Raw genomic sequence first — 16236 nt, forward strand, 5'->3', positions numbered from 1 at the left:
CGCTCGCCTGTTGTTTTCACAGTAAAAACATAATTTACTTAAGTAAATTATCTATACTAATACATAATCTAATATTTCATCTGTATCAACAATTTTCTTAGCAAGTATTCTATTTTCTTCAATGTGTATATACGTATATCTATTCGGTTTCATTGAAGAGGCAATATCTATAGCTCTCTTAAAATCATCTTTTCTCATATTTAATGTTTTAGCATAATCAAAAAATCCTGTTTCCTTTAGTACTTTTGTTATCCTTTCAAATCTATGATTTTGTACCTTAGCCATAATATAAGTTGCTATTCCTACCTGTATACCATGGAGCTGAGGCACTTCCAAAAATTTATCTAAAGCATGAGATATTAAATGTTCAGATCCCGAAGCCGGAGAACTGTTTCCTGCTATCTCCATTGATATACCATTTAATGTTAGTGAATCCACAAGTTCTTTTAAAAACAAATCATCTTTAATAGTTTTAAATTCAGTTCGTACGAAGCTATTTACTGCCTTTTTAGAAATCATAGTTGCAAAATCATCAATAATCACTTTACCATTCTCTTCTTCAAACTTCCAATCGTACAATGCCGTTATATTTGAAACTAAATCTCCAATCCCTGAATAAATAAATTTTTCTGGTGCTCCCTTAATTACATCAATATCTATAATTATTCCATAAGGTGTTTTAGCCGGAAGAGACATGCGCCTTCCGGCAACTAAAAGTGATGCGCCTGCGCTTGAAAATCCATCATTTGAAGTAGAAGTTGGAATACTGATAAACGGCAGCTTTTTTAAAAAGCTCATATACTTTACTGCATCAATGGCCTTTCCGCCTCCGATACCAATTAGAGCTTCTACCTCATTTGATATTTCAAAGGCTTTTACACTTACCTCTTCAAAATTTATATCTGAGATAGTTTCTATATTGGATACTTCAATATTAGCTTCCTTTAAAGAATTTTGAATAGACGCTCCAAACAATTCTTCTATACCTTCTCCAAAATATAATGATACATTTTGAAACATTCCCTTTTTAATCAAGTTTCCTACATTATTGATATTCCCTTTTCCTACTTCTAAGATTGATGGAATAGCAATTCTATGAATCGAAGTCTTCATGTTTTTTCACTCCTTATATATAATAAAACGGGCGCAAATTATTCTGCCCGTTTTTTTATCAAATATATTTTATGATTATTCTCTGTTTTATAACTATAATTTATGTATATCTTTTTCTAACTTTTATTAATAAGCTCACAATAAATTCTACTTTAGGTCATTAACGACTTTATTGATTTTATCGGCTTTATCCAAAGCCTCCGTCCATAATTCTTTTGATGGAATCATTTTTTCTATTGTTGTATATGTCTCTTTTATAACTGGTATATTTACAAGATTTGTACTTTGAAGAGACATTAACACGAACCAGCATACTCCTATCATCGCTACTATTTTTATTAAGTTCCCAATTGCCTTTAGTAGTATATATATGGCAACGATAGCTATCACTAATAAAACTAGTGTATTTGTTGTTATATGTAGCTGACCTTGGTTTATTAAATTATTTATTTTCTCCATGGATTCCTCCTAATTGTTTACCATAATCTATATTCAATATGTTTATTATATTATTTTTTTATTACTTAAGTTTTCTATCTGTATAACGTTGGATTAAAAATATAATTTAAGTACATTTTCGAATTTATATATTTACTACTCTACTGGTTTATTAGGCATGACTAATGCGCAAATTATATACAAAAGTATTCCAGTTCCTGCTAAAAGAACCATGGCCAAGTAACCAAGCCTAACCAGAGTTGAATCAAGTCCGAAGTATTCAGCAAATCCACCGCATACACCTGCTAACTTTTTATCTGTTGATGATAAGTAAAGCTTTTTTTCCATAACACCCTCCAAGCTATTATAAATTATCCTACAAATAGATCCTTTTCAAAATTATATCATTCCAGAATTCTATTTACTATAATTTTTATTAATCTATGTGCTCTTTCATGTATATAATTCAATTAACTTTTCTCTTTATACCTTCAACACTTCAAAATTAATCTATAAATTAGCACTTCAAGAAAAATATGAGGATCAAATAATTTTATTCACTTAAAATAAACCGTGCCAAAATTATTTGACACGGTTTATTTTAGTATCCTTAAGCTATAACTTTAGGCTTACTTATTGTCATTTATTAAATTAATTGCAAAGCTTAGAACTTTTGGTCCATTACACATACCATAATCTACAGATGGGATAGCTTCTACTGGAATACTATACTTTTCACCCTTTTTCTTCATTTCTGGAAGTTGAAAACGGATTTGTGGCCCAATTAATACTACATCTGCCTTCGCCATATTAGAATCTGCTGCATCAGTAGACACTGCCCATATAGTTGCCTCTATTCCTTGTTCCTTTGCTGCTTTCTCCATTTTTGTAACTAATAAACTTGTTGACATTCCTGCTGAACACACTAATAAAATTTTCATTAAAATCACCTCATAATAAATTTTTTTTTTACATATTTTGCTTTAAATTCTTGTGTTAAATATTTTTACTTATAAACTATTTCTGTATTTTTTGCTTCGAAACATCTATCAGTAGATAATTTTTTAAGCCAATGACCCGATTTTTTAATAGTTCTATTTCTATTATCATCTAGATTTATTTCAACTAAACCGTACCTATTTTTAAATGCATTTTGCGGCGACACATTATCAGTAAACGCCCACAACATATATCCAGTACAATTACAGCCTTCTTTAACAGCTTTTAACAACCATACTAAATGATCAGATATAAATTCTATTCTATAATCATCTTGTATTACGCCTTCTTCATTTTTATATTTTTCTTCTCCTTCTACTCCCATTCCATTTTCAGCAATGAACCATTCAATGTTTCCATATTCATTTTTGATTCTCATTGCCATATCATACATTATTTTAGGATATATCTCCCATCCTCTATGTGGATTCATCTTTTTGCCTGGCAGTTCAAACATCTCATAATAATAGGATGGATGAAATGGAGCTTCTGAATTCCAGCCACTTGTTCTAGCCTTTACTCTATGCGGAAAATATAAGTTTAACCCTAATAAATCAACTGTGTTATTCTTAATAATATCTAATTCCTCATCGCTATAATCAAATAAACAATTATGTTTCTTAAGAATTTCAAATAATTCTTGTGGAATTTCTCCTTTTACACTTGGATCAAGATATAATTTATTAAAGAAAAGGTCATACATTTCAGCAGCTTTTACATCATGAGGTGCAGAGGATCTTGCATAAGTTACTTCTGGATTTAAAATAACACCAATTTTTCCTCCAATATCTTTTCCGATATTACCTGACTTAAAAGCTTCTACTACTTTTGCTGTTGCAAGAATCTTATTATAGTTCCATTGCATCCAAGTTCTTGTATTTTGCTCAAATGGCCATCTTATAGCATCCAGATATACTCTAGTCTGAACTACTATAGGTTCATTAAAAGTAAACCAATACTTGACTTTGTTTCCAAATGCCTCAAAAGCTTTCTCAGCATATTTCACAAATAAATCTACTACATGCTTAGAACCCCATCCACCGTATTTTTCAAACAATATTGCTGGTAACTCATAATGCTCAAGACATATCATTGGCTCAACACCATTTTTAATAACTTCATCTATCATGTTGTTATAATACGCAAGGGCTTCTTCATCAACTTCGGCAGTTTCATAGTTTTTTATAAATCTAGACCAATCAATTGATGTTCTATATTTTTGTAAACCCACTTCACTCATAAGTTTTGCATCTTCTTTATATCTTCTGTAAAAATCCGTTGCTAATGTAGGTCCATAACCATTATGCCAAAGATGTGGTGTAGATTTATACCACAAATCCATATATGAATCTTGTCCATCCTTTTTATCTGTCCATCCCTCTGTCTGCCACGCAGATGATGATGCTCCAACAAAAAAGTTCTCCGGTAGTTTAAATGTGCTTTTATTTAACTCCATGTCCTACCTCCAAATATATTATAAATTTTAGTATTACTTTAATTTTGTTAATTTAATCACCATAAACTTATCCAGTAATATACTAAATATTTAATTAATTTATTTTTTATGTTATACTATAGTTTGAAAATATTTATCAATTATTTTTAATTTGATGTGTGAAATATGCCCATTTCACACATCTCATTTTTTATTGAATATTCTTGTTTTTTTCTTTATCCATATTTATTTCTCTTCGTATTTCTATAAGTTCTTCAGCTAATTGTTTTACAGTTATACCTGTCATTAAATGATCTTGAGCATGAATTAATAATAATGAAAGTATACTTGAATTACCATCAGCCTCCATTGTTAATAATTCTGTTTGAACATGATGTGCTTGTTCAAACTCTTTACTTGATAATTTTAATAACTCCTCTGCTTTTTCGAAATCCTTCTCCTTTGATGCCCTGATAGCTTCAAACGCATAACTTCTTCCATCTCCACTGTGAACTATTAAAGAAAATGCTTGTTGTTCTAAATTCTCCATTATAATAATCTCTTCCTTTCATAAACCTACATATTTATTATTAATTAGATTGCATTTGAATCTTCTTGTTCTTGCTGAACCATCTTATGATCCCAAGCCTTTAAGAATGGCCAGTAAATTAAAGCTGAAACAATTATATTTACTCCTTGAAGAATTATTGCTCTCCAATCTCCATTTGTAGCTAAAAATCCAGAGAAAAATGATGGTACGGTCCAAGGCACTGCTATTCCTGCTGGATAACTAACTAATCCTGTTGCCATCGCTATATACGTAAGTGATCCTACAGCTAAAGGTGCTAAAATAAATGGAATCATCATTATTGGGTTCATAACAATTGGAATACCAAATATTATTGGTTCAGAGATATTAAATATTGCTGGTGCAAGCGCCAATTTTCCTATCGATTTTGCTTGTTTTGATTTTGCAAGCAATATTATACATATAATTAGTCCTAAAGTTGCTCCACATCCGCCTAAACTGTTAACGAAATTATCATAAAATTGTAATGTTACTATATTAGGAGCTTGATGCCCTGCTTCTAATGCTAATCGATTTTGATCCATTGCTGGTAATAATATCGAATCCATAACTCCGAAAACTACACGAGTTCCATGTATTCCTAAAGTCCAGAAGAAACTATAAAGTGAAATGGTTGATACCATACCACCAAAAGATAATCCTACTAAAGCTAATGGTGCTCCAACAAATTTAGTTACAAATGCAAATACTGTTTGATAAGATGTACTTTCAAAGCCTAAACGTATGAAGAAGAATGAAACTAATATAATAAGCCCTGGTGTTATTGCTGTAAAAGATTTTGCAACTGCTGGCGGAACAGATTCAGGCATTTTTAATACCCAATTTTTCTTAACTACAAATATAAATATTTCTGTGGCAATTATAGCTGTAAGTATAGCAACTATTAATCCGCCTGCTGATAAATTAGCTGTTGGTAAAATTTTCCCCAAGTTTAATTTATCCCCGTTTTCTAATACTACATTAATAGTTTGCACTGGAGTTAACATTAAAAATGCTGCAAGCGAAAGCGCTCCGGCTGATAAGCCATCTACTTCCTTATCTTTCGCTAATTGATATGAAATTGAAATAACTGCAAGTACTGCAACAATATCAAAGGTTACTCTTACTGGATATAAAAGTTTAGTAGTAAATCCAGCGCCGAATATACCGTTTACAAAGTCGGCATAGCCAGTCACAGGGAAGTTTGCTAAAATCATAAATATAGATCCTATTATTATTAAAGGCATTGTTATTGCTAAACCATCACGTAAAGCTCTAATGTGTCTTTGAGCTGCAATTTTACCTGCAACAGGCATTGCTTTTTCTTCTAGGAAATTTATAAATCCATTCATAATTGTACCTCCAAAATATTATTTAAATGTTTACAATAATGACATCAAATATTTTCGGCCGCTAAATTTATTATTCATTATCTTGATTCAAATTATACTACATATGAAATAAAATTTCAATACATGAAATTTTATTTCATTTTCTTTTTTTCTAATTAGTATTTTATGCTATAATAAAATAAAGATTCTAAAATCTTTATTCTAAAACTATCTAGGAATTACTTGAAAGGTGTTGAATTACTTGAAAAATAGTTGCTTATTACAAATTAGCGATAGATATGATAGTTTCAGCTCAAAAGAACGAATTATAGCTGATTTTATATTAAAAAACCCAACAAAGGTCTTATATTATACAATTGAAGATTTTGCGACAGAGCTTAATGTATCTGATGCCACAGTATTCAGATTTGTAAAGAAGCTTGGTTATTCTGGCTATCAGTACTTTAAAGTATCATTGGCTGGTGAAGTTACAAACAATTTGAACGAAAATAAAAAAAATAGTATTGATGCTTCATCAAATGCATACAAATATATGACCGATTTATATGCGAATAATATTCAAGAAACTTCTAATAAACTAGATACATCCTTATTAGATAGAATAGCTAAAACTATGATGGGAGCCAAGAAAATAGCTTTTTTAGGTCTAGGTTCATCTGGAGAATTAGCTTTAAATTCATATAATAAATTCATAGATACCGGTTTATTTTGTATATGCAATGCAGATTATCATATGCAGTTAAAATTAACATCACAGTTAAGTTCTGATGATTTAGCACTAGTGTTTTGCAACTCTGGTATGAATAGAGATACTATTGCACTTGTAGATATATTAAAAGATCATAATGTTCCTATAATAGGTTTATCAAGTAATCCAAATTCTCCTTTTGCGAAAATGGTTAATGAATTTATATATACTTACCCTATTAATCCTAAAACGGTTATTGAAAAGCTTTCATCGTATATTTCACAAATAACTATTATAGATTATCTATATCTAAGAATACTTGCAAACGGTAAACATATCGATATAAATCTTATGAAACAAAATAAAACTATCCAGAGCAGAAAATATACTGTTGAGGAGCAAAAATAGATTTTATTTATATATTACAAATAAGGTTTCTACCTAACGATAGATAATCTATATCTTAGATTGGTAGAAACCTTACTTTATGTATATTAATTTATTTCATATATCCACCCTTCATTGGTGATACTGCATTTTCTGAAAATAGCTTTAAGATGCCCGACTCATACTTAGGCCTTCTTGGCTTCCAATTATTTTTACGTTCTTCTAGTGCTTTCTTTACTTCTTCTTCGCTACACTTCTTACCTTTTATTCCGATAATCTGTAGTACTCTTTTGGAAATATTAATTTCAATCAAATCATCTTCTTCTATTAATGCTATTGGTCCACCCACTGCAGCTTCCGGTGAAACATGTCCAATTGCCGGCCCCTTAGACGCTCCTGAAAATCTACCATCTGTTATTAGTGCTATACTTGCAGCCAACTCTTCATCAGAAGAAATCGCTTCTGTTGTATAGAACATTTCTGGCATTCCACTTCCTTTTGGACCTTCATATCTTATAATAACTGCATCTCCTGGTCTAATTATTTTCTTTAAAACCGCATTAATTGCATCCTCTTCGCTATCAAAAGGTTTTGCTTTTAATACAGCTTCATGCATTTCTTTTGGAACCGCAGAATGTTTTACAACTGCACCTTCTGGAGCAATATTTCCTTTTAATATTGAAACTGATCCATTGGTACCTATTGGATTATTAAACGGACGAATGACATCCTCTCTCTTTAATCCAACTTTTTCTAAATAACTATTACATTTTTCATAATATCCATTATTCTTTAGTTCTTCTAAATTTTCACCTAAAGTTTTACCTGTTACTGTCATTACATCTAAGTGAAGTAAATGTTTTAGTTCCTCCATTATTGCCGGTACTCCTCCAGCATAATAGAAATACTGAGCAGGCCATTTCCCAGCTGGGCGTATATCTAACAAATAATGTGCATCTTTGTGTATTCTATCAAAAGTCTCTTCATCAATATATAATCCAAATTCATGAGCTATAGCTGGTAAATGTAAAAGTGAATTAGTAGATCCTGATATAGCCGCATGAACAAGAATAGCGTTTTCAAAGGCTTTAATTGTAACAATATCCTTTGGACGAAGATTCATCTTAGCTAATTCTACAGCTTGTCTACCAGCCTTCAATGCAACATCCTCTAAATCTTCACATGTAGCGGGCATTAATGAACTTCCTGGAAGCATTAATCCAAGCGCTTCTGCCATTACCTGCATTGTAGCTGCTGTTCCCATGAATGAACAAGCCCCGCAAGACGGGCAAGCATTTTCTTTATAGTAAGTTAATTTTTCTTCAGTAATTTCTCCACGCTGACACATAGCACTATAAGCACCTATTTGCTCTAATGTTAATAAATCTGGACCTGCTTCCATTACTCCTCCAGTAACTATAATAGCTGGTATATTTAATCTTCCAATAGACATAAGATGCGAAGGCACTGCTTTATCACAACTTGAAATAAATACTCCACCATCAAACGGTGTTGCATTGGCATGAATTTCTATTAATGAAGTTAATGTATCCCTAGATGCCAAAGAATAATTTATTCCATCATGTCCTTGTGACATTCCATCGCAAATATCTGTTGCAAAATATCTTGCTCCTTTTCCTCCCGACTGAGTAATCCCTTCTACAGCTTTGTTAGCAAATTTCAAGAGATGAACACTCCCTGGATGACTGTCCCCAAATGTGCTTTCTACAATAATTTGTGGCTTTGCCAGGTCCTCGGTTGTCCATCCCATTCCCCTACGGAGTGGGTCCATTTCTGGTGCAATTTTTCTTATTTCTTGACTAATCATACTACTTCTCTCCTAGTTAATATTTGATACCGTTTAAATACATCTGATGTATTTATAATATCACAACCTATGTTTTTGTCAATATTATTTCTCAAAAACCTTTTTCTTAAAATATTTTTACATATTCTATCCATAACCCAACTTATACTCTTGATTTTTTCTTCTCTTTCTTTAAAATACATCTGATGTATAACCAATAATTCCAAAAAAATACATCCGTTCTCTAATCAGATCGGATGTATTTTCCTATATCAAATATTTAGCTAGTAATTTCTTTCCCTATAATAGTTTTAATATTTCTTCTATTATATACTAAATGTAAAAACATAGCATCACGTGCACCGTTAGCATCATGATTTTTAATTGCATTTAAAATTTCTCTATGTGTTTCCATTGTTTCAGTTCTTAACTTTTGATTAGTAATATCAATAAATATTGCAATGGATCTGTTAATAATAGGAATTAAATTTCCTACAACTAAGTTTTTACTACTTTTCGCTATAGCAGCATGAAATTCTATATCTTTCTCTAGATACGGTTGTTTTTTCAGAATGAGCTCATCTATTTCATCGTACAAGCTCGACATTTTTTCGATTTCTTCATTCGTAGCCTTTACTGCAGCTATAGATGCTATGGATGGTTCTATCATAAATCTTACTTCTAATAAATCAAGAGCCAACTTATATTTATCCTTAACAAACGTCAACCCCAACGGATCATCTGCAACTCCACCTTTTTCAGAAATAAAAGTTCCAGCGCCACGTCTTATTTCCAAAATATTTCGCGAAACTAAAGCTTTTATAGCCTCTCTAATAGTACTTCTTCCTACATCAAGTTTATCTGCAAGTTCGTACTCATTAGGTAACTTATCACCAGCTTTCCAATCATTCTCTATAATTAATTGAATTATACGTTCCGAAATCTGTTCTCCTAGCGGTTTTGCTGAGTTGTTTACGCTATTTACTTCAAAATCTTTAATATCAGACATCTTTCCTCCTATGCTCATTTATCGTAATTTATTTTCTTCCAAAAAATTTTACAAACTTATCATCCTCACTAGGAAAATGAGTTACATATCCAATCGCCATTTTTCCTTCAGTTATTTCTATAAGTTTTCTTGTTTTTTCTTCCCCAAAGGCACCACATAGTTCCAACGCCCCAAAACCTTTTTCAGAAAGTTCCTTAGCCTTTTCACAAGCTTCCTCAAAATTATTTACAGACACAATATAAGTATCTTTGGTTTCTGTTTCAAAACACACATTATGTTTATCTTTATCATATTTAGGTCCCATAAGCATAAAAGCAAACTTAGGTCTTTCCATATCTAAACCCTCCATTTATATTCTATTTATTTAATATTCTATATTAATAGTTTATTACATACAATTATTTATTTTCCACTTCGATTTAGCTCAATTACATTTCCTTCAGCATTTCGCTCACTCTCAATTACTGAATCTCTATCAGTCCCTTTACAAATATAGTTTCTCGCCTAAACCATCCTACACTATAAAAAAATCGCCCTAAGCATAAGATAAGCTTAGGGCGAACTATATTATCCAGGGTTGTAATACCTAAATTAAAGTAATTATCTACTTTAATTCGATACATCTACATAATTTTTAATTCGCAAAACGAATATATAATTACTTATTATTTCTACGAGCAAAATAAGGCATAACCAGACCTAATCCAATAAGTATAAACGGAGTTATGATGTTAAGTACAAGTTGGAAAGTATCCTTAGAATACATCCCACTAATACATGCAAAAACCGTAAATGCAAAACACCAAATTCCAATTATCATACCCAATACTCTACTTTTTACAAATTGATACTCCGGCATGAACTTCTCTCCTGCTTTTTTCAACGCAATATAAGCAGCAAATACCCATAAATAACGTAGCGGCATACAAACAGCATTTAATTTAACTAACCATTTTACTAGCTCGTCTACATTTCCGATACCGAAAGCTGGAACAATTATCAATATAGATACAATTATTAGAATTAATTTATGACCATTTTTATATGCTCCATGATTATTTTTTACAAACATCTTTTCAGGAATAAAATTCTTATCAGCACTATCAAGTAACATACGTAAAGGTGCATCAATTGATATAATCAATACCGCAAACTGTCCAATCATATTTGTAATAGCATATATAACAACAAATAAATTACCTAAATGATAATATTCACCTAGCTTTTGGAATGCGTAATATGCTCCATTTGTCATTAAATCTTTTGGAACATTGCTCGAATCAAACATCATTCCAAGTGAAATAGTACCTAGAATCGCACATACAGCAACCATAATTGCTAATGTAATCATTCCCTTCGAGAAACCCTTTTCAGGATTTTCCATTTCATTAACATAAGGCGAAATTTTTTCACAGCCACCTACCGCAAAAACTAGGATAGATAAACTTGTAAAGAATTTAACATCAAATGTTGGCATAAAAGTTTTTAACGACCAATCAATAGAATTTAAATGAGCATCAGTAATTGCAGGAGCAGCTACCATTAAAATAATAAATAATATTGACATTACAAACATTGATGTACCTGCAAGGGTCGCTAATTTTTTTAATGGATTTAACCCTTTAGATGCAATATATAATCCTATCAAGAAAATTACTAAACATGATAATTGCAAAAACATAGGATTCATACTACTAATTCTTTTATCTTGGAAAATAGCCCAGCTTGTTGCGATAATAAATCCTGATGGCTTCTGTGAAATATAAGGCATATGTACTATCCAGTATGTCCAACCTGCATAGTATGCCATTTTAGGACCTATAGTTTCGTTAATCCATGAGCTGACTCCTCCACCAAACTCCTTAAATGCTGATCCCAATTCCCCTACCATTAACGCATATGGTACAAAATAAATTGCAAAAATTAATATCCAAGATATAATTGCCTTTAAGCCATTATACTCAGAAAATCCATTAATAACATTCCCAAATCCCCAAACTGTCGAAAATGCCATAAATGCCAAAGTGTACCAAACAATTTTTTTATTATTATTTTCTGACATAAACTTTTCTCTCTCCTATTTCTAAATTTTAATTTTTATATTAAAATAATATAATAGATACCTAATTATGTATATATTTTCGACAAAAACAGTCATAATTTAATTATATTGCTAACACAATTAAAATCTATAAAGAACTTTTTATTAATTCATAAAACTTGTTAGTTAGCTTCATATTTTACTTTAAGTATAAGCAAAAAAATCATGTGCAAAATTATTATTCCATCAAATTTAGTTCCTTGGAAATCTTATATAATTAATAAAGTTCATTTTGGTGATTTTTATTATCCAGCTCCCTATGGACTTTCTCTTATTACCATTTTTCAATACTTAATCACACTACAAAAAACCGTATTAACTTTATCAATACGGTTTTTTGTTATCTATTATATTAACTTTAAATGCTACAACTGATTTTATAAAATAACTTTTTCTTTATCTAGTTATCATCTTTTAACAATACACTTAATTGTCGCAAGCCATAAATAATTTTATCTACTTCTTCTGGGTCCATTTCCTTTATTGAATTCAGTATAAATTCATCAAAAAATCTCTTCTTTATGGCAAATATATCATTATTTTTTTTAAATTCCTCTGAAATTGATAACTTGACAATTCTTCGATTATCTTTTGGGATTTCTCTATTTACAACACCTTGCTTAGCCAAACGATCTACTATTCCCGAAACTGTACTTTTCGTCAAGCTCATATAGTCACTTAACTCATTAAGAGTAATTGACGGCACCATATATAGGTGAAATATAACCCCTAACTGCGGAGCCGTAAATCCATATTCCTTTGCTATTTTCTCATATTTACAACTAAGAGATCTTTTGATACTTTTAAATATTCCAAGTATTTCATCAGCTTGTTCTTGAACTAACTCATTATTCGGAGACAAGGACTCCTCCTGTCGGTTCATTTTTTTCACCTTCCTTATTTTCTTTCTTAGGTGTTTTTTTCACGCCCATAAATGAAGCTAGAAATATAGCTACGAATACAATAACAACAGTTACCGTAACCGCATAAGCCATTGCATCCAAATAAGCCTGACTTCCAATCATTCTTGTTATGTAAGATAATGCAGAAGCTTTAGCAGCACTTTGCTGCATCCCCATGCCCATATATGCTTTTGTCAGTGTACTTATTGTATCTATTGCTGTTTTATTATATACGTTAATTTGTTCTGATAATTTGGCATAATTATAATCATTTCTTCCTTGTATAAGTGTAGACATTAGAGTAACACTAACCGAACTCGCTATCTGCCTTAAAGTATTTGAGAGAGCTGATGCCCTGCTAATTAAATGGGCAGGCACAACATTCATACCGCTAGTACTAATTGGCATCATACTTAATCCCATTCCAACAGACCTTATACAATTAATAAGTACAATATGCTCTTTGCTAGAGTTCATATTTATGGCATTTGCAAGTTCAAATGAAGATCCTGCAAGTATTAAAAGCCCTGGGATAACCAGTGCTTTTACCCCTACCTTATTCATAAGATTACCACTGATTGGCATTAAAACTCCCATTACTAATGCTCCTGGCAACATCATTAATCCAGTTTCCATCGGTGTATAGGCTCTGACATTTTGCAAAAATAAAGGTAATACATAAATTCCCCCCATCATCGCCAATGTCAAGACACTAGTTACAATCTGACTTATTGTAAAATCAAACAATTTAAATACTCTTAAATCTAAGAGAGGGCTTGGGTGCGTTAACTCATTAGCTACAAATAGCACAAGACTTAAACATCCAAGAGTCATCAATATTGGATTTTCAAGCTTGGACCAGTCAATTGATGATCCTTCCCCTAAAACATATAATACACTAACTAGACCTACTGTAGAAGATATAAATCCAATTATATCAAAAGATTTAAAAGGCTTCCTTTCAGCACCCTTTAATACAATTGTACCCAATATCACTCCAATTATACCAATTGGTACATTGATATTAAAAATAAGTCTCCAATCCATCTTTTCTATGATATATCCACCTAAAGTTGGCCCTATTGCCGGTGCTGCCATAGATGCTATTCCCCAGAAGCCAAGAGCTAATCCTACTTTTTCTCTAGGGAATACTTGATATATTATAGACATTCCTACTGGCATTATCATTCCACCACCGATAGCTTGAATGACACGGAATATTATCATACTGGTATTACTCCAAGAAACACCACACAACATGGATCCTACTGTAAACATCGCCAAAGCAAATATATATACTCTTTTAGCACCCAAAATTTCTTGTAAATATCCTGTAAGAGGTATAATCGCACCAAGTGCTAAAGTATAAGCGGTCAATACCCACTTTATATCATCTAAAGATACTCCAAAAACAGACATCATTTTAGGAAGAGCAATATTTACTATACTACTATCGAGTATAGACATAAAAGTACCTATTACAACTACGCCTAGCGCTAACCAACTATTCATTAACGAATCTTTATTACTCTCTCCCATTACATCACCTCATTATTTAATATGAATTTTAATAATTGCATTTGTTCCTGGGAGAATCTTTTCATTAAAACTATCAAGTTCGATTTTTATAGGTATTCTTTGAACTACCTTAGTAAAAGTTCCGCTTGTTGATGATGGCAATAGTGATATAGCCGAATTAGATACTTCACCAATAGTTTTTACTTTTCCACTAAATTTCTCAGAGTCATATTGATCTATTGTAATATCAACCGGTTGTCCAACTTTAACTTTTCCAAGTTTTGTTTCTTCTATATTCGCAGAAATATAAAGCTTACTTGGATCAACTAATGTAATTAAAGTTTGACCTGTTGATAAAAGTTCCCCAACAGTTCCCTGCTTCTTTACAACAATTCCATCAATAGGTGATCTAACTAAAGATTGCTCTACACTTGTATCTGGAAGATTATTCATTTCCTGACGAGCCAATATTTCGTTCTTTGTCACTTTGTCTCCTTCTGCAATATTAAGTTCTAATAACTTACCTGAAATTTGAGGAGTTACACTTACGAAATCAGCATTAACTTTTGCATCTTCTGTCGAAACATAATATGTATTTTCGTACCAATAATAAAATGCTATACTACTCAATGCTACCACAATTGCCACTAATATTCCAATAATTAATATTTTACGCTTTTCTTTCATATTTCAGTCACCTCTTCCCTTATTCCTTTATTCCAACTTCAGCAAACATACCAGGTTTCAACACTGAATTCGGATCTGATAATGCTACTTTAACCAAAATATTTCTACTCTGAGCATTTAATTTAGAGTTTATAACTGATATTTTTCCTTGAAACTCTGTATTATCTACTTCAGACACCTTTACAGTTACATCTTGTCCTTCTTTAAATTGACCAACAATATCTGCTGGCACATAAGCATTTACAACTAAAGCATTTGCATTTGATATTGAAAGAAGCGTCGTATTTGCTGATGCCATCTCTCCTACGTTAATACTTTTAGCATTTACTGTTCCTGAAATCGGTGCTGCTATAGTTGCATTCCCCAATGATGTTTGTGCAATCTTTAAAGCTGCTTCTGCTTGATCTACCTGTGCCCTATAAATATCTATACTTGTTTCTGTTGCACCATTTTTATGCATATTTAATACTTCTTGAGCTGTCTTTTGTTGTGCTTCTGCTGCAGTAAGCTGTTGCTGTGCTGTTTCAAGTTGCTGCTGTGTAGCGGCGTCTGAATCAAATAAAGCTTTCGTACGATCATAATTTTTTTTAGCAACTTCATAATTTCCAGTTGCACTATCTAATGATGCTTGATCTTGAGCTATTTGCTCAGGACGTGCAGTACTCATAGCATTCGTTAAATTTGCCTGAGCGGTTTTAACTGCTGCCTGCGCCTGGTCCACTTGTGCCTGCAAATCTTGTGTATCTAGTTGTATAACAGTATCCCCTGCATTCACCTTAGAACCAACATCAACTAACACCTGTGAAACTCTCCCTGCAATCTTTGAAGCTACATTTGCCTGATCATTTGCATCAATTTTTCCAGCCATTATGTACTTAACATTTGATTGTTGTTCTGTATTTTGAGTAGTTTGTGAGTTATTATCTACGCTTGTACTACTTGTAGAACTACAACCACTTAATATCATTGCCATAACTAAACAAACTAACATAGTTTTTTTCATATTACCCCTCCATCAATTAATTATTCCTACACATATTGTTCGTATGCTAACAGTATGTATTATACAACTATTTATTTTTATATTCAAGAATAATATTCAGCTTTTTAATACAAATTTAATCATTATTTTTGATAACATTTACAAATATACAATGTTTACGATATCATTATATAATGAAATTATACTTTCTAATCAAAACTCATTTTAGTAACATATTAACAAAAGAAAC

At 31.6% G+C, this 16236-nt stretch carries 17 protein-coding genes; 1 reads left to right on the top strand and 16 read right to left on the bottom strand.

Annotation, left to right across the window (positions count from 1 at the left end; translation table 11 throughout):
• Positions 1–51 precede the first annotated feature (51 nt).
• The 7 genes from D2A34_RS00920 to celB form a co-directional block, all read right to left on the bottom strand.
• Positions 52–1113 (bottom strand): iron-containing alcohol dehydrogenase family protein, encoded by a 1062-nt coding sequence (locus tag D2A34_RS00920; protein WP_079438676.1) that lies wholly within the window; start codon positions 1111–1113, stop codon positions 52–54.
• 147 nt (positions 1114–1260) lie between these two features.
• Positions 1261–1572: a hypothetical protein gene (locus D2A34_RS00925; protein ID WP_079438675.1), complete on the bottom strand. Its 312-nt coding sequence runs from the start codon at positions 1570–1572 to the stop codon at positions 1261–1263.
• A 135-nt stretch (positions 1573–1707) separates the two neighbouring features.
• Positions 1708–1899, bottom strand: coding sequence for a PspC domain-containing protein (locus tag D2A34_RS00930; RefSeq protein ID WP_079438674.1), 192 nt, complete (start codon positions 1897–1899; stop codon positions 1708–1710).
• 281 nt (positions 1900–2180) lie between these two features.
• Positions 2181–2492 carry a PTS sugar transporter subunit IIB gene (locus tag D2A34_RS00935; protein ID WP_079438673.1) on the bottom strand — a complete coding sequence of 104 codons (312 nt, stop codon included), beginning with the start codon at positions 2490–2492 and terminating at the stop codon, positions 2181–2183.
• Positions 2493–2557: 65 nt separating this feature from the next.
• Positions 2558–4006: a glycoside hydrolase family 1 protein gene (locus tag D2A34_RS00940; RefSeq protein WP_079438672.1), complete on the bottom strand. Its 1449-nt coding sequence runs from the start codon at positions 4004–4006 to the stop codon at positions 2558–2560.
• A 190-nt stretch (positions 4007–4196) separates the two neighbouring features.
• Positions 4197–4535, bottom strand: a complete 339-nt coding sequence (locus D2A34_RS00945) for a PTS lactose/cellobiose transporter subunit IIA (protein ID WP_079438671.1) — start codon at positions 4533–4535, stop codon at positions 4197–4199.
• A 44-nt stretch (positions 4536–4579) separates the two neighbouring features.
• Complete coding sequence (gene celB, locus D2A34_RS00950) at positions 4580–5905, bottom strand: PTS cellobiose transporter subunit IIC (protein WP_079438670.1); 1326 nt, start codon at positions 5903–5905, stop codon at positions 4580–4582.
• A 241-nt stretch (positions 5906–6146) separates the two neighbouring features.
• Between celB and D2A34_RS00955 the strand changes: the two genes are divergently transcribed.
• Positions 6147–7001, top strand: coding sequence for a MurR/RpiR family transcriptional regulator (locus tag D2A34_RS00955; RefSeq protein ID WP_079438669.1), 855 nt, complete (start codon positions 6147–6149; stop codon positions 6999–7001).
• Positions 7002–7092: 91 nt separating this feature from the next.
• Here D2A34_RS00955 and ilvD read toward each other — a convergent pair whose 3' ends face one another.
• From ilvD to D2A34_RS01000, 9 genes are all read right to left on the bottom strand, one after another.
• Positions 7093–8808 (bottom strand): dihydroxy-acid dehydratase, encoded by a 1716-nt coding sequence (gene ilvD, locus D2A34_RS00960; protein ID WP_079438668.1) that lies wholly within the window; start codon positions 8806–8808, stop codon positions 7093–7095.
• Positions 8805–9014: a hypothetical protein gene (locus D2A34_RS26540; protein ID WP_079438667.1), complete on the bottom strand. Its 210-nt coding sequence runs from the start codon at positions 9012–9014 to the stop codon at positions 8805–8807. The genes ilvD and D2A34_RS26540 overlap by 4 nt, the downstream gene beginning before the upstream one ends.
• Positions 9015–9067: 53 nt before the next feature.
• The gene (locus D2A34_RS00970) at positions 9068–9796 is read right to left on the bottom strand and encodes a FadR/GntR family transcriptional regulator (RefSeq protein ID WP_119365439.1); all 729 of its coding nucleotides are present in this window, start codon (positions 9794–9796) and stop codon (positions 9068–9070) included.
• Between the two features lie 28 nt (positions 9797–9824).
• Complete coding sequence (locus D2A34_RS00975) at positions 9825–10130, bottom strand: DUF6506 family protein (RefSeq protein ID WP_079438665.1); 306 nt, start codon at positions 10128–10130, stop codon at positions 9825–9827.
• 324 nt (positions 10131–10454) lie between these two features.
• Positions 10455–11858 carry an amino acid permease gene (locus D2A34_RS00980; RefSeq protein ID WP_119365440.1) on the bottom strand — a complete coding sequence of 468 codons (1404 nt, stop codon included), beginning with the start codon at positions 11856–11858 and terminating at the stop codon, positions 10455–10457.
• Positions 11859–12297: 439 nt separating this feature from the next.
• Positions 12298–12780 carry a MarR family winged helix-turn-helix transcriptional regulator gene (locus tag D2A34_RS00985; RefSeq protein ID WP_079438663.1) on the bottom strand — a complete coding sequence of 161 codons (483 nt, stop codon included), beginning with the start codon at positions 12778–12780 and terminating at the stop codon, positions 12298–12300.
• The gene (locus tag D2A34_RS00990) at positions 12746–14338 is read right to left on the bottom strand and encodes a DHA2 family efflux MFS transporter permease subunit (protein WP_079438662.1); all 1593 of its coding nucleotides are present in this window, start codon (positions 14336–14338) and stop codon (positions 12746–12748) included. Before D2A34_RS00990 ends, D2A34_RS00985 begins: the two co-directional genes overlap by 35 nt.
• A 12-nt stretch (positions 14339–14350) precedes the next feature.
• The gene (locus D2A34_RS00995) at positions 14351–15004 is read right to left on the bottom strand and encodes an HlyD family secretion protein (protein ID WP_119365441.1); all 654 of its coding nucleotides are present in this window, start codon (positions 15002–15004) and stop codon (positions 14351–14353) included.
• Positions 15005–15023: 19 nt separating this feature from the next.
• On the bottom strand, positions 15024–16007 hold the full coding sequence (locus D2A34_RS01000) for an efflux RND transporter periplasmic adaptor subunit (RefSeq protein ID WP_079438660.1): 984 nt from the start codon (positions 16005–16007) through the stop codon (positions 15024–15026).
• Between the last annotated feature and the right edge of the window lie 229 nt (positions 16008–16236).

Origin of the sequence: Clostridium chromiireducens (assembly GCF_003575225.1) — a bacterium.
GTDB classification, from domain to species: Bacteria; Bacillota; Clostridia; order Clostridiales; family Clostridiaceae; genus Clostridium; species Clostridium chromiireducens.